This window comes from Pumilibacter muris, assembly GCF_943193045.1.
In the GTDB taxonomy this organism is placed as follows: domain Bacteria; phylum Bacillota; class Clostridia; order Christensenellales; family Pumilibacteraceae; genus Pumilibacter; species Pumilibacter muris.
In genome coordinates this window covers 1-12,371 of record NZ_CALPCN010000010.1, presented here as the reverse complement: position 1 = coordinate 12,371, position 12,371 = coordinate 1, and the positions used below count along the sequence as shown (strand labels likewise).

General features: G+C 48.7%; 15 protein-coding genes. 2 read left to right on the top strand and 13 right to left on the bottom strand.

What is annotated here, in order from left to right:
• Window positions 1–41 precede the first annotated feature (41 nt).
• Both purC and purE read right to left on the bottom strand, forming a co-directional pair.
• Window positions 42–752, bottom strand: a complete 711-nt coding sequence (gene purC, locus NFR62_RS09545) for a phosphoribosylaminoimidazolesuccinocarboxamide synthase (RefSeq protein WP_251617823.1) — start codon at window positions 750–752, stop codon at window positions 42–44.
• A gap of 39 nt (window positions 753–791) precedes the next feature.
• Window positions 792–1,292, bottom strand: a complete 501-nt coding sequence (gene purE / locus NFR62_RS09540) for a 5-(carboxyamino)imidazole ribonucleotide mutase (protein WP_251617821.1) — start codon at window positions 1,290–1,292, stop codon at window positions 792–794.
• 192 nt (window positions 1,293–1,484) lie between these two features.
• Here purE and NFR62_RS09535 point away from each other — a divergent pair, with 192 nt between their 5' ends.
• Together NFR62_RS09535 and NFR62_RS09530 are read left to right on the top strand one after the other, a co-directional pair.
• On the top strand, window positions 1,485–2,249 hold the full coding sequence (locus tag NFR62_RS09535; RefSeq protein WP_251617819.1) for a PP2C family protein-serine/threonine phosphatase: 765 nt from the start codon (window positions 1,485–1,487) through the stop codon (window positions 2,247–2,249).
• Complete coding sequence (locus NFR62_RS09530) at window positions 2,250–3,620, top strand: serine/threonine protein kinase (protein WP_251617817.1); 1,371 nt, start codon at window positions 2,250–2,252, stop codon at window positions 3,618–3,620.
• Between the two features lie 54 nt (window positions 3,621–3,674).
• Here NFR62_RS09530 and NFR62_RS09525 read toward each other — a convergent pair whose 3' ends face one another.
• The 11 genes from NFR62_RS09525 to NFR62_RS09480 form a co-directional block, all read right to left on the bottom strand.
• Window positions 3,675–4,841, bottom strand: a complete 1,167-nt coding sequence (locus tag NFR62_RS09525; RefSeq protein ID WP_251617815.1) for an HNH endonuclease family protein — start codon at window positions 4,839–4,841, stop codon at window positions 3,675–3,677.
• A 4-nt stretch (window positions 4,842–4,845) separates the two neighbouring features.
• A complete protein-coding gene (locus NFR62_RS09520) occupies window positions 4,846–5,931 on the bottom strand; it encodes an adenine-specific methyltransferase EcoRI family protein (RefSeq protein WP_251617813.1) in 1,086 nt (361 codons plus the stop codon).
• A 163-nt stretch (window positions 5,932–6,094) separates the two neighbouring features.
• Window positions 6,095–6,331: a phage holin family protein gene (locus NFR62_RS09515; RefSeq protein WP_251617812.1), complete on the bottom strand. Its 237-nt coding sequence runs from the start codon at window positions 6,329–6,331 to the stop codon at window positions 6,095–6,097.
• Window positions 6,328–7,260, bottom strand: coding sequence for a DUF7934 family protein (locus tag NFR62_RS09510; RefSeq protein WP_251617810.1), 933 nt, complete (start codon window positions 7,258–7,260; stop codon window positions 6,328–6,330). Before NFR62_RS09510 ends, NFR62_RS09515 begins: the two co-directional genes overlap by 4 nt.
• 2 nt (window positions 7,261–7,262) lie before the next feature.
• A complete protein-coding gene (locus tag NFR62_RS10160; protein ID WP_275556892.1) occupies window positions 7,263–7,394 on the bottom strand; it encodes a hypothetical protein in 132 nt (43 codons plus the stop codon).
• Window positions 7,369–7,617 (bottom strand): hypothetical protein, encoded by a 249-nt coding sequence (locus NFR62_RS09505; RefSeq protein ID WP_251617808.1) that lies wholly within the window; start codon window positions 7,615–7,617, stop codon window positions 7,369–7,371. Before NFR62_RS09505 ends, NFR62_RS10160 begins: the two co-directional genes overlap by 26 nt.
• Entirely contained in the window at window positions 7,610–7,876 is a 267-nt protein-coding gene (locus NFR62_RS09500) for a BhlA/UviB family holin-like peptide (protein ID WP_251617806.1), read from the bottom strand. Before NFR62_RS09500 ends, NFR62_RS09505 begins: the two co-directional genes overlap by 8 nt.
• 61 nt (window positions 7,877–7,937) lie before the next feature.
• The gene (locus tag NFR62_RS09495; protein ID WP_251617804.1) at window positions 7,938–9,668 is read right to left on the bottom strand and encodes a hypothetical protein; all 1,731 of its coding nucleotides are present in this window, start codon (window positions 9,666–9,668) and stop codon (window positions 7,938–7,940) included.
• Window positions 9,669–9,692: 24 nt separating this feature from the next.
• Window positions 9,693–10,649, bottom strand: coding sequence for a hypothetical protein (locus NFR62_RS09490; RefSeq protein ID WP_251617803.1), 957 nt, complete (start codon window positions 10,647–10,649; stop codon window positions 9,693–9,695).
• A gap of 32 nt (window positions 10,650–10,681) precedes the next feature.
• Window positions 10,682–12,073 carry a hypothetical protein gene (locus NFR62_RS09485; protein ID WP_251617802.1) on the bottom strand — a complete coding sequence of 464 codons (1,392 nt, stop codon included), beginning with the start codon at window positions 12,071–12,073 and terminating at the stop codon, window positions 10,682–10,684.
• A 3-nt stretch (window positions 12,074–12,076) separates the two neighbouring features.
• Window positions 12,077–12,371, bottom strand: a 295-nt coding sequence (locus NFR62_RS09480) for a hypothetical protein (RefSeq protein ID WP_251617801.1), incomplete at its 5' end; no start/stop codon positions are given.

Below are 12,371 nucleotides of genomic sequence, written 5' to 3'. Positions count from 1 at the left end.
GTGCCGAGCGTAGCGGAAAGATGCGCCCTTATTCGCCGTCGTTAAATACCTAAGCGGCGCATCATTTCGGCATACGCCTCTTCCACTCCGCCCATATCGCGGCGGAAACGGTCTTTATCAAGTTTTTCTTTTGTGGTGCTATCCCAAAAACGGCAGGTGTCGGGGCTTATTTCATCGGCAAGAATAATTTTACCGTGATACTTGCCGAATTCTAATTTAAAATCGACCAAATCAATATTCAGCTTTTTAAAATAGTCGAGCATGAAAGCGTTCACTTTAAACGCAAGTTCGGCTATTGTGTCGATTTCTTCGCGGGTGGCTATTCCCATGCCCATAGCGTGGTAATCGTTTATCATGGGGTCGCCGAGTTCGTCGTTTTTATACGAAAATTCGAGCACAGGGCATTTGAGCGCCGTTCCCTCTTCTATGCCCAAACGCTTGCTCATACTGCCCGCCGCAATATTGCGAATAATAACTTCGAGCGGCACGATAGAAACTTTTTTAACAAGCGTTTCGCGGTCGGAAAGTTCCTCAACGTAATGAGTGGGCACGCCCGCCTTTTCGAGCTGACGGAACATGTGGTTGCTCATGCGGTTGTTCACAACGCCTTTACCTATAATAGTTCCTTTTTTAAGTCCGTTGAACGCTGTGGCGTCGTCTTTATAACTCACCAACACGATGTCGGGGTCGCTCGTTGCGAAAACCTTCTTCGCCTTGCCCTCGTAGAGCTGTTCGCCTTTTGTTACTTTCATACCTCTTATATTCTCCTTTCGGCGCTTTCTCGCCGTAGTCTACTTATATTCTTCCGCGAGCTTCTTTTGAAGTTCTTCGTCGTCATGCCCTATTTTTTTGCGCATTTCCTCTTTGTAGTCGGCAAGCTTTTTGGATAGCGCGGGATATTTAAGCGCCAACATTTGCACGGCGAGAAGCCCCGCGTTTTCGCCCGCGTTCACCCCCACCGTAGCTACGGGAATGCCTGACGGCATTTGCACCATACTCAAAAGGCTGTCGAGCCCGCCCATCATAGAAGTTTGAACGGGAAGCGCTATAACGGGAAGCGTCGTGCTTGCCGCAAGCACTCCCGCAAGGTGGGCGGCTTTTCCCGCCACCCCGACTATAACCTCTACGCCGCGCGAACTTGCGCAAGTTGCGAATTCGTGAGCCTCTTCGGGCGTGCGGTGCGCGCTAATCACCCGAACTTCGGTTTCCACCCCGAATTTTTTAAGCGCCGAAATACAAGGCTTAACCACTTCGAAATCGGACTTGCTACCCATTACAACCGCTACTTTCATTCGTGCATTCTCCTAATAAACAAATACGTCAATATTGTATCAAATTCAGCGCGAAAGGTCAATTAAAATAACGCCGCCTAAGCTTCTTTTTACAAAACCCGCACGGCGTTTTTCGTTGGAATTATTTAGTTGCTTTTTATGCGGATTTATAGTAAAATATATTATTATAGAAAACTGCAAACGGAGTTATAAATGAAAATTACGTTAGCAAGTATTTGCAAACAGGGCGGCAGAGAATACAACCAAGATTTTCTTGCAAGCAAGACGAACGGAAAAGAAGCCTGCCTTGTGGTGTGCGACGGGCTCGGCTCGTATGTGGGAAGCGAGGTTGCGAGCAGACTGTGCGCCACGAAAATAGTGGAGCTTTTCGAAAAGGTGTATAACGCCGACCGCGAAAAGGCGTTTTTGCCCGAAACGGTTCAAGCTTACGTTCAGAACTCGCACAACTTTGTTTCGGCATACAAGGAGCAGAATCCCGTATTGCATTCGAGTTGCACAACTGTGGCGTGTTTCGTAACCGACGGCAACGCTTCGGTAATGAGCCACATAGGCGACACCCGCATATATTTGTTTAAGCAAGGGAAACTCGCGTATCAGAGCAAAGACCATTCTTTAAGCCAGCTCGCGGTTGAACGCGGCGAAATAGCGTTGCGCGACATTCGCACGCACAAAGACCAAAATAAACTTACGCGCGTGCTCGGAAACGACTACTATATTCCGCCCGACTGCGAAATAACCCGCACGCCGTTAGTGCCGGGCGACTACGTTATTCTTTGCACCGACGGCTTTTGGGAATACGTTTACGAGGAAGAAATGGAGCACGACCTCGTTACTTCCCCCACGCCGCAAGACGCGCTTGCGAAAATGGAGCAAAGGCTACTTATGCGTGTGAACAAATTCAACGACAATTATTCGGCTATTGTGGCTTTCGCCACAGAAGACGGGGAGGCGATTTAAGTGGAAGCGAACAAAGTTAGAACAAGCAGAAACATTTGCTTGAACTGCTTCGGCACGCTCGACGCGCAACGCGTGTGCACTACGTGCCGCAAAAAAGCGGAGGAGCTCCAAGCCCCGCCTCACCACCTTGCGCAACGCACGGTGCTCGCCAACAAATATCTTATCCACCGCGCGCTCGGCGAAGGCGGTTTCGGCATAACGTATTTGGCGTGGGACATGAGTTGCGGCGTTAAGGTTGCAATTAAAGAATACTACCCGTCGGGCTACGTTAACCGTATGCCCAAAAGCAACCAGGTTATAATAAACTCCAAGCAAAACCAAGCGGCGAGCAACAGAGGGTTAAAACGGTTTATCGACGAAGCCAAAACCCTCGCCAAAATAAAAAATCTGCCCGGCATAGTTTCGGTGCGCGATTTCTTTTCGGCGAACGGCACCGCGTATATAGTAATGGAATACCTCGACGGCATTTCGCTTAAAAAATATTTGCAAAGAAAGGGCGGCAAAGTGCCTTGCGACGAAATCTTAACTATTTTGCGCCCCATAATGGATTCGCTCGTGTCGGTGCACAAACTCGGGCTAATTCACCGCGACATTTCGCCCGACAATATTCTTTTAACCAAAACCAACGAAGTTAAGCTAATCGACTTCGGCGCGGCAAAACAATCAAACCTCGACGGCAAAAGTCTTTCGATAGTGTTAAAGCAAGGGTTTGCGCCCGAAGAGCAATATCGCACGCACGGCGAACAAGGCGCTTGGACGGATATTTACGCGCTCGGCGTTACGATTTATTATTCCATAACGGGTTCGCTTCCGCCCGAAAGCATTCAACGGCTTCACAAAGACACCATTGTGCGCCCCAGCGAAAAAGGCGCTATAATATCGCCGACGCAAGAGAGCGCGCTCATGAAATCGCTTGCGGTATATGCTCAACACCGCTACCGCGACGTTACGCAAATGATAGCGGGGCTATACGGCTCGCGCAGAACGGAAGCGGTGCGCGCCGCAGTTATGGCGCGGCAAGCACGCATAAGCGACGACGGCGCGGCGTACTCTTCTTCAACGGCGAAACAAACGGCGCAACGCCCTACGTCTCCCGCTTCGCGCCAAACGCTCGGACACACGGGAACGGGCGCGCAGTCCGTTTCGGAAGCTCGCCGACAGTCTCTTGCGGAACGGGTTGAGGCGCAAAGGCAATCTCAAACGCACGGCGCCGCGCAAATGTCGCGCCCCTCCGTTTCGCAAAGCGCCAACGAAACGAACGAGCAAAAAGAACATGAGTTTAAGCCGAGCACAATAGGTCGCACAATCACGTTCACCCGCGAACGCAAACCCACCTTTATGGAACGACTTTTCGGCAAAAGAAAAAAATAGACGAGCACATAAAAACACCGCTTGCGGATTATGCAAGCGGTGTTTTTTAGCGCGTTATTTATTGCCCTTTGCCCTATTGTGCGTTTTACACAGCATTTGACAGTTGGCTATATCGGTTGCGCCGCCCTTACTCCACGCTGTGATATGGTCGGCGTCCATTTCATTGAGCTTCCATATACGCGTTTTGTTCGCGTCCGAGCCGAGCGCGCACAGCGGACAGTTGGAAACATTATGCGCCGTAGCGTCCGCAGTTTGCTTACGATACACCGATTGTTTTGTAGCCTCGTCGAACACGCGAACGTCCAACAGTTTTCCGTCCACACAACCGCCCAATATATACTCGAATATGCCTTTACGGTTTTTAACGTAGGGGTCGGAATACAACTTCTTTACTTGCTCGGACACGGTTTGCGGATTATACGCCGTAGTGTGATATTGTTCGTAAAGTCTGCCCCACTCCAAGCCGCGCATTTCTTTTTCGTCAGACACAAAGACGCTTTCTATCCAATCAATAACCGTATTAAAATAGGTTTGCAATTCGCTTATGTCTGTATCGTAGCGGTGCAAACTCATATATTCGTCTATATGCCCTTTACTCACCCATTCGAGCGCGGTACGCAAATAGTCTTGACGGTTTACCGAACCCGACACATAAGCGCTCCATTTTTGAATATTCGAGTTTTGAGTGTTACTAAATACTTCTTTTGCTTTCGTAACAAAAGGTCCGCTGTGTATTGCATTCGACAGTTCCTGTTCGTTAAGCGGAACACCCGCTATATTTATAGTTTTGAACCATTCTTTTATTTCGCTTTCCGTTCCTTCGCACTCATATATTAAAAGTTTCGTTTGCAAAATCTTATTTTGCAAATCGGCGGCAAGACCGCTAAAATATATATCGCGCTCTATATCTTTCATATAAATAGAAAATTTATTTGTTAAAAATCTGCCCAAACTTGTAATACGCTGTTGCCCGTCCAAAACTTCGAACTTCTCTTCAGCTACTTGGGTAAAATAAAAAAGCCCAAGCGGATAGCCTTTTAATACCGACTCTATAACGGCAACGTCGCGCTTACCGTCGGCATATATGTAGTTACGTTGGTATTCGGGCTGTATAGTGAGTTTGCCCGAAAGTCCGAACAAGCCTTTGCCCTCGTACTCGTTATATACGAACCCTTTGCAAATTTCTTCTACCGTTATATCCGTTTTAAGCGTGGTTTTCATTTTTCTATCCTCTCTTAAATCTTATAAATATGCGTTTATATTGCCGCTCTCCATTTACAAGAGGTTGCGTAACCTTACTTTCTTCATTCCACAGCCCAACCGAAAAGCCCCTTCCTTCGCTTTCCGTTGCCCCTAATATTTCAAATTGTTCGGGGTTATATTTATCCAAAAAACTTATAGGCACACCCATTATACCATCATAATCACTCGGTATGGCATCTGTAAAAGGAACCTCTATCGCGTCGTAATTATCAAAGTTTTTATATCCTATTCCTTTTATTTCCTTATGCTTACTATGTCGTATATTCTCAGCCATAGTCATTAACATTAACGGTTGGTGGCGGCGTCCGTGTTCAATATTACTAAACCACACCACGCCGGATACTCGTATCATGCCCTCCTTATGGTCTGACGCAGTTGCATAATCCTCATAATACTTGTTTATAAAATGCCCGGCGCCGCCTTTAAATCCATTACCAAGCCATATTTTATTTCCCTTGATAAGAGGAAAAATTTCTTTATATGTAATTGCATTTTGATTGCCTACAACTATAAATTTCTTATCCGCTTCCCCTATCCACGCCAAGAACTCACGAAACAACGAAAACGGCGGATTAGTGATTATAATATCCGCCTCGTCGCGGTACTTCTTTATTTCGTCGCTTCTAAAATCCCCGTCGCCCTCTAAGTAGTCCCACTGCAAGTCGTCAATATCAATTCGCCCCGATTTGTTAGTATCATGTGTGAGCGTGAATATTTTTCCGTGCGAGCGCGTCTTTTTCTCGTCGAATTTCGGACTTTCCGTTTCAAACATAGACAGTTGATAAGGAATATCCGCAGGCTTACTGTCGGCGGCATAGCTTGTGCTTATAAGTTTTTTGAGTCCGAAAAACTCGAAGTTTTGCGCAAAAAATCGTGTAAAGTTGCTCCATTCGGGGTCGTCGCAAGGAAGCAAAACCGTCTTTCCTCTAAATACATCGGGATTGTATTCAATGTATGCGTTTACTTCGCGTTGTATATCGTCATACTGCGTGTAAAACTCGTCCTTTTTTGCGCGTTTTGCATCCGATAAATTCGTATTTGCCGCCATACTTGCCCCTTTGTCTTTTGTGTGTTTACCATATTATACCATTTATCTTTCGTATTTTCAAGCGAACAACTAATATACATCTTTTGTTTTGTTTAAAAAGTTGTTGCCGTTTATTTTAAAGCCCTAAAAAAGCGGCGCCATAAAAATGGCGTCGCTTTTATTTCTATAATTTTGTTTTCTCTTCTCCTTTGTCTTGTTTTTCGTCCGTTTCTTCTTTTTCGTTATTCTTCGCAGGCGACACGGCTATGCCGAACACAAGGAGCACTCCGCCGATTGCGTTTATTATTTTTTCGACGAGCGCCGACATATCTATTCCCGCACGGGAAAGAATAAGCGCCGCCGCGCCCGCAAGAGTAACCCAAAAACTCTTGGAGCGGAGCTTTGCCGCAAGTTTTTTCATCGGCAAAACTCGTCATACAATTTATAATAATAAGTGTTGTTCAGGCTTTTGCGCACGCTTGGGTTATTTAGCACTATGTCGCGCGCGTCGTGCGCGTTTAAGCCGCGCAGTTTTTGCGCGATTTGAGAGTATATATTTTGATAGTCCGATTCGGTTATGCCGCTCAGTTCGTTTTCTTTCTTTTTCTGCGAAAGAGCGTCGTTATACAGTTCGCTCTCTTTCATTTGCTTGTCCACTTTGGCGCCGTGCTCCTTTTCGGCAAGCGTGTTGTTGTATTTGAGCGCTTCGGCAACTTTTTTGTCGCGCTCGGATTTCAGTTCTGTAATTCTTTGCGTAAGTTTTGCCGCATAAGCAAGGTTAAAATCGTTTAAAGCTTCTTCGCGTTTAGCCGAAAGTTCTCCGAGCTTTCCGCTTATTTCGTTTAGCTCGCGCGAAAGCGACGCGTCGAGCCCCGCCTTTGCCGACGCCTCTTCCGACTCGATTTCCGCCTTGCTCAAAGCGGCTATGCTCGAACGGGCAAGCCCGCGTTTCAACATGTCGGAATCTGTGTTGCGTTTTGCCGCCTCGTAGCCGAGCTCAACGCTTTTTTTCGCGTTTTCGTTATTCTCGCGCGCGGCTTCCGAGTCGGACGCGTATTTTTTTTCGAGCGCCGCGATTTCTTTTTCTATGCCGCTTTCGCCCTGCGCCTTATACGATTCGAGTTCTTTTTTCGCCGTTTCGCCTATTGCGTCGTCGGTGGGCGCGTCGTACTCCATTCGTTCGTATTCGGGAACGTCGGGCAGTCGCGGTTTTTCGGGCAGTTGGTTTTTGCCGTATCCCGAAATAAAGTTTTCGATTTCTTCCGTTACTTCGTCTTTTTTATTTTTGTTGCTTTTTCCGTTTTTAAGCGAACTCCATGTTTCGCGTATGTAGTCTGCTCCCGTAGACATTTCTAATTCTCCTCCCCTTTACTCTTGTTTCCGTTTTCGGCGTCGCATTCCGTAAGTCCGCGACTGCGCCGCATAACGTTTGCTTTCGCAAGCCTGAATTTTATTTTTTTAATTCTCTCGCGTCTTGACGTCATAAATAATTTCCTCCCCCAAAATTTCCACAGTAGAGTCGACAAACTCGAAATATGCGTCGGCGTAGCTAACGGCGCGCGCGCCGAAAATCTTTCCGCTCGGCAACGCTATTTGTCTCCGCACCGTTTTGCCGCCCTCTCTTGTGAACAGCAACACGCCGCCGTCGGTTTTAACCGAATGGCAAAAAGCGCCGTTGCACACCGAATATAGCGCTCTTTTATACACGCGCCACCTCGCCGCCCAAGTCGCTCGGCTCCGCTTGTTTGCGCGGCTTACCATCGCGCCGTTTTAAAATACTCACCGCCTCATTCACTCCCTTTTCCACGCTTTCGAGCGTTCCGAGACGCTCAAGCAAAGTGTTTATCGTTTCGCGGTACTTGTGCTCGCGCGTTCTTCCGTCGCGCAGTTGATACATTAAAAGCACGCAAAACAAAACCGCCCACAGTCCGTTAGAAAGCGCCGTTTTTAAAATTTCTTCCCACATATTCGTTTCTCTTTTTCCTCCTTGTTTAAAATATTTCGGTTGCGCAATTCAACGCGTCGCCTCAATTCAAACCAACGGCGAAGCTTGCTCCTCCGCCCAAGTTTTTTAATTTGCGCTCGCGGTAAGCGCACAAATAATTTTTGCCTTCGCTCCCCGCTTTGAGCCTTAGCGTCATGCCGTTTCCGTTGCAATAGTAGCAACACAATTTTCCGTCGCGCACAGCCCAAATTCTGTCGCCCGCAAGGCAAGCCGACGTTATGCCTTTTGCGGAAATGTCGGTTTGTATTCTGCGCACGCCGTTGTAATGGTCGTAAACGTAAAAGCCGTTGTCGCCGTACAAAAGCCTGCCGTTAGCGCCCTTAATTTGAGGCGCGTCGATTATAACGTTGTGCACAAAGTCGAATATAAGCGGCTGTCCGCGTTCCGCAACCGCGCAAAAACAGTCGCCTATTCCCAAAACGGCGCGCTTAACGCGATGATTTGCTATTTCGCATAGATTAAAATCGGCGCTAAGGTCACTGTCGCTCGTTTTAACATACAAAGTTCTGTCGCCCCACGCTATTGCGTTGCCGCACCTGCCGAGAAAGAAAAGCGCGCTCGTAACCGTCGTTTTTTCGAGAACGGTTTCGGTAATTTTATCGAACGTAAAGCGGTAAACCATGTTTGAATTGCGGAAAAGCGCGTGATAAATATTTCCTTCTCTCAATATTATCCGCTCGTCGCCGCATTGCGCGCTTCCTAAGTATTCAACGTAATTTCCGTACTCGTCCGGTTCGTATATTTTCATCCCGCTTTTATTCCACAGCACGAGCGAACCGCCGCTGCAAACGAACACATATTCGTTAGTGCGCGGCACTCTGAATTTCAGTTCGGGTTCCGCGCCCGTAACCTTATAAACTTCGGCAAACGACGAATTATACACCGCTATGTATTCCCCCGTAGGCTCGCTTGCAATGTTTCCCGCAACTCCCACCGAAAGAACTTCGCCGCCGAGAGGCACAATCGCGTCATACACGCGGTGGCAATCCATGCGCAACATATCCGCGCCGCCGACTTGAGCCGTAAGTATTGCCTCCACATAGTTTTCGTCGAATAAAACGGCGCAATGCTCGTCCGCTTCGCCCGCCTTTAATCCCGCGTTAAGTTCGTAAGGGCGCAATCCCCTAACAAGCGGCGTGTCGTTTTCGTCGTAGAGCACAAGTTCGCTTCCGTAAGTAGGCGAAACGGAGGTAAACTTAAAGCCGTTTTCGTCCGCCGTAAAATTTGCGGGAAGTTTTTCTTTTATCAACGCTTCGGACGGAACGCATGTATAGTTGGGAAAGTTGCAATCTCCCCAACCTATTCGCGCGGAAAACTCTTTGCCGCAACCGAGCAAACGCCTTATAAGCGGATTGTCGCCGCCGCAAAATTTAACGCCCGATTCCGCAACTTCCAAAAATATTACCGCCGTAATTTCAACGGTTTCGCCGCTCCCCGTATAGTTTATAGCGGCGCCGCTAACCTCCGCTTTCTCGCCGTTGCAAAGCGACACGCGAGTATAGCGCTTTAACTGCGGGCACAAAACCGAAGCGCGGTACGCAGCGCGCAAAGCCCCGCCCCGCATGGGGTCGGCGTTTATATATTTAAGTTCGGCTTCCGCATGCAGCCGCGCGCCGTCCGACTGCGTAAGCGTGAGAAACCTTGCCCACTTAGGTTCCGCCGCCGCGAGCAAGCTAAAATTTTCGGATAAAGAATTGAGAGCGGTAGCCGTTCCCGACGCGCCGCGCACGGTAAAACAATTATGTAATTTCATATATCCCCCCTAATACGGATTTTTCTACAACAATTCGAGCGACGCGAACACTCTGACGCAATCGCGGGTTGAAAGCGCCTCTATGGGAATTTTTGCGTAAAGCGTGCCGTTGCGACTGAAAAACAGCACGGGAAAATCCGTTTGTTTGGATAAAAAAACGTCGTCGGCTTCCGCCTCGAAATCTGACGGAGCCCACTGCGTTAAGCCCGTAAAGTCTTCGTCGCTTTCGGCAAAATACAGCTTTTTCGCTCTAATGCACACAATAGTCAGTCCGCCCGCGCCACTGCCGAGCGCCACTTTATCGGCGCCGTCGCCGAGTAAAATTCGAGAAACCTCGTTTAAATCGTTGTCGTATCGCACGCCCCAAAGATTACGTTCGTTATCGCAACACAAAACGCTAACGCCGAGCTCGGTTGCGGCAATGTCGAAAACGCCGCCGTGCGAAACGATTACGCTTAAATCGGTACCGCACTTTAACAAAACTATGTAGCCGCGCGAATCCTCTTTCGCCAAAAAAACGCCGTTGCCGCACGAATCGCATTTGTATCCGCCGCCGTCAAAAATAATCTTAGCTCCGCCGCCGTCGGCAAGAACGCTAAATTCGTCGAGCAACAATTTGTTAGTGTCAGCCTTGATTTTCAGCTTCTCGCCGTCGCCCGGCGTAACCGACGCAAACATAGCATATCGCCCTTTTCCGTTCTCGGGCAAAGCTACGGCGACGTAAGCCGCAAGTTTATTGCCGCAATAAAGCCTTATTTTATCGTCCGTCGCGCCGAGCGGCGCGCTTATCTCAATCGCAACGCTTAACCCCACGCTTCCCCCATGCGCCGACAGCGTGCAAGGCTCGTAACCGCCGTCGAAAGCCGCGTGAGGATAAAAAGACGCGCTCGACGCCGTTCCTATTTGTTTGGAAGTTGCGGCGCGACGCAAATACTCTTCTATTTCCTGCACTTTAACGTAGGCAAGTTGCCCGTAGTCCATAAAACCGTCCCCCCCTTTAACTCAACAGTTTTTTACGCTATGTTGGTGAATTTCAGCGCGGGCCTTGCCACGCTTATGTCGCCCTCCGCTCTTATTTCCATTTGCACCTTAGTGCCTATAAGATTCACTCGTTTTCGCTGAGCCTCGTTTTTGCCCGAAAAACGCAAAAGCTTACTGCCCTTTTCGGTGGTTATTTTAACGGTGCAATCGTATTTTGTATCCAAATAAATTTCGGCTATCAACTTGCGGGTGTCGGGATAGCCTAAATCGCCGAAGCCGCTCCGCCACAACCTTTCGGGTTTTTTACCGAAATGATTTAATCCCTTTTCGAGCAATCCCATAAACATTTTAGGCGTGTGAACCCAAAGTTTTTCTCCGCTAATTTCGGTTACTGCCGAAAACGATATAACGTTTAGCCCTTTGTTCACCGACAAAAATTGCGTTCGAGGGTCGAGCGCAACCAAAATGTCGTTTACGTCTTCCGCACACTCGCGCGAGCGCGCGGAAAGATAATATTTCCCCGCCGAGTAACATCCCGTAGAGCCGCCGTCCGCGCGTATAAGCCCGTCGAGACTACGAGCTATTCGGCGCGAACTCAATCCGTCGAACGAATACAGCCCGTCCTCCGCCAAAAATATAATTCTGTCGCCGCAAACAGCAACGGTGTCGCCGTAAATTTTGCCGCTCGACACAAAAAGATTCGCCACCGAAAATTCGCGTTGCTCGCCGTAGGCTGTGAGCCGCGCTATTCCGTATTCGCGGAAAACGTAAACATATCCGCCGAAAGACACAACTTTGTTTAACCGCCCTTGCTCGCCCTCTAATTCTATAAAACCGCCCTCGTCAAGCTCGGGGTTCCAATTCGTGGGGTCGAGGTCGTCGCTGAACCACACCGCGTTTCGCCGCCCGCCTATTGTAACGAACATCCGCTCGTTGTGCATGGCTATGCTCGTTATGCTCGGAGCCGTAGGAACGGTTATTACGCGCAACGACGAATCCACCACCGCCATGCCCTCTTCGCCGCACAAAAGAAACACGTCTTCGCCGAAAAGTTTATAGTTCACGCCTAACGGCGCTTTCGCAAACTGCGCGCCGTCTAATTCTCGCCAAGCGTTAGGACCTCCCGCGCCGCCGTGAATCTTGCCCGTATCTTTGTTGTGCGCAAGGTAGCACCCTTTCATTTTTTGTTCTCTTTCGTCGTAAACCTTGTAGTAATACACTTTATGAAACCGCGAAAGCGCGTCGGTAGAAATCACGCCGTAACCGTTTTCGAGAGCGCCCGACTCCACGCACACGTTATATGCCGCCTCGCTCTGAGAAAAAGGCAGCACGCGGCTGTCGGTTACGCTGTTCATTCCGCTTTGTAAGTTAGGCGCGAAAACTCTCGCATATCTTCTTTTCGGCGCTTTAAACGCTTTTCTCATATTTTAACCTCCTATTTTTTGCATAACAAGTGCGTCGCATTTTCCGTTTTTGGGTTGCATTGCAAGCAACTGCAATAATAGAAAAGCAACCGCTTTTCGACGGGCGCGTACTCTTTTGTACGCAACCGAGAAAACGCGATGCCTTGACGCCGCAGAGCGTGATGAGTGCGCCTTTTTTATTTTGAGGGCACAATCGCGCGCTATGCAAGAAAAGCAAGCGTTTTTCGACGGGCGCGTACTCTTTTGTACGCAACCGAGAAAACGCGATGCCTTGACGCCGCAGAGCGTGATGAGTGCG

What these genes read in the sequence shown, in the direction of transcription:
- NFR62_RS09515 (WP_251617812.1), bottom strand. Translation starts at nt 6,331, where the DNA reads ATGAAAAAACTTGCGGCAAAGCTCCGCTCCAAGAGTTTTTGGGTTACT.
- NFR62_RS09510 (WP_251617810.1), bottom strand. Translation starts at nt 7,260, where the DNA reads ATGTCTACGGGAGCAGACTACATACGCGAAACATGGAGTTCGCTTAAA.
- NFR62_RS09525 (WP_251617815.1), bottom strand. Translation starts at nt 4,841, where the DNA reads ATGAAAACCACGCTTAAAACGGATATAACGGTAGAAGAAATTTGCAAA.
- NFR62_RS09490 (WP_251617803.1), bottom strand. Translation starts at nt 10,649, where the DNA reads ATGGACTACGGGCAACTTGCCTACGTTAAAGTGCAGGAAATAGAAGAG.
- NFR62_RS10160 (WP_275556892.1), bottom strand. Translation starts at nt 7,394, where the DNA reads ATGACGTCAAGACGCGAGAGAATTAAAAAAATAAAATTCAGGCTTGCG.
- NFR62_RS09500 (WP_251617806.1), bottom strand. Translation starts at nt 7,876, where the DNA reads ATGTGGGAAGAAATTTTAAAAACGGCGCTTTCTAACGGACTGTGGGCG.
- NFR62_RS09485 (WP_251617802.1), bottom strand. Translation starts at nt 12,073, where the DNA reads ATGAGAAAAGCGTTTAAAGCGCCGAAAAGAAGATATGCGAGAGTTTTC.
- NFR62_RS09520 (WP_251617813.1), bottom strand. Translation starts at nt 5,931, where the DNA reads ATGGCGGCAAATACGAATTTATCGGATGCAAAACGCGCAAAAAAGGAC.
- purC (WP_251617823.1), bottom strand. Translation starts at nt 752, where the DNA reads ATGAAAGTAACAAAAGGCGAACAGCTCTACGAGGGCAAGGCGAAGAAG.
- NFR62_RS09535 (WP_251617819.1), top strand. Translation starts at nt 1,485, where the DNA reads ATGAAAATTACGTTAGCAAGTATTTGCAAACAGGGCGGCAGAGAATAC.
- NFR62_RS09495 (WP_251617804.1), bottom strand. Translation starts at nt 9,668, where the DNA reads ATGAAATTACATAATTGTTTTACCGTGCGCGGCGCGTCGGGAACGGCT.
- purE (WP_251617821.1), bottom strand. Translation starts at nt 1,292, where the DNA reads ATGAAAGTAGCGGTTGTAATGGGTAGCAAGTCCGATTTCGAAGTGGTT.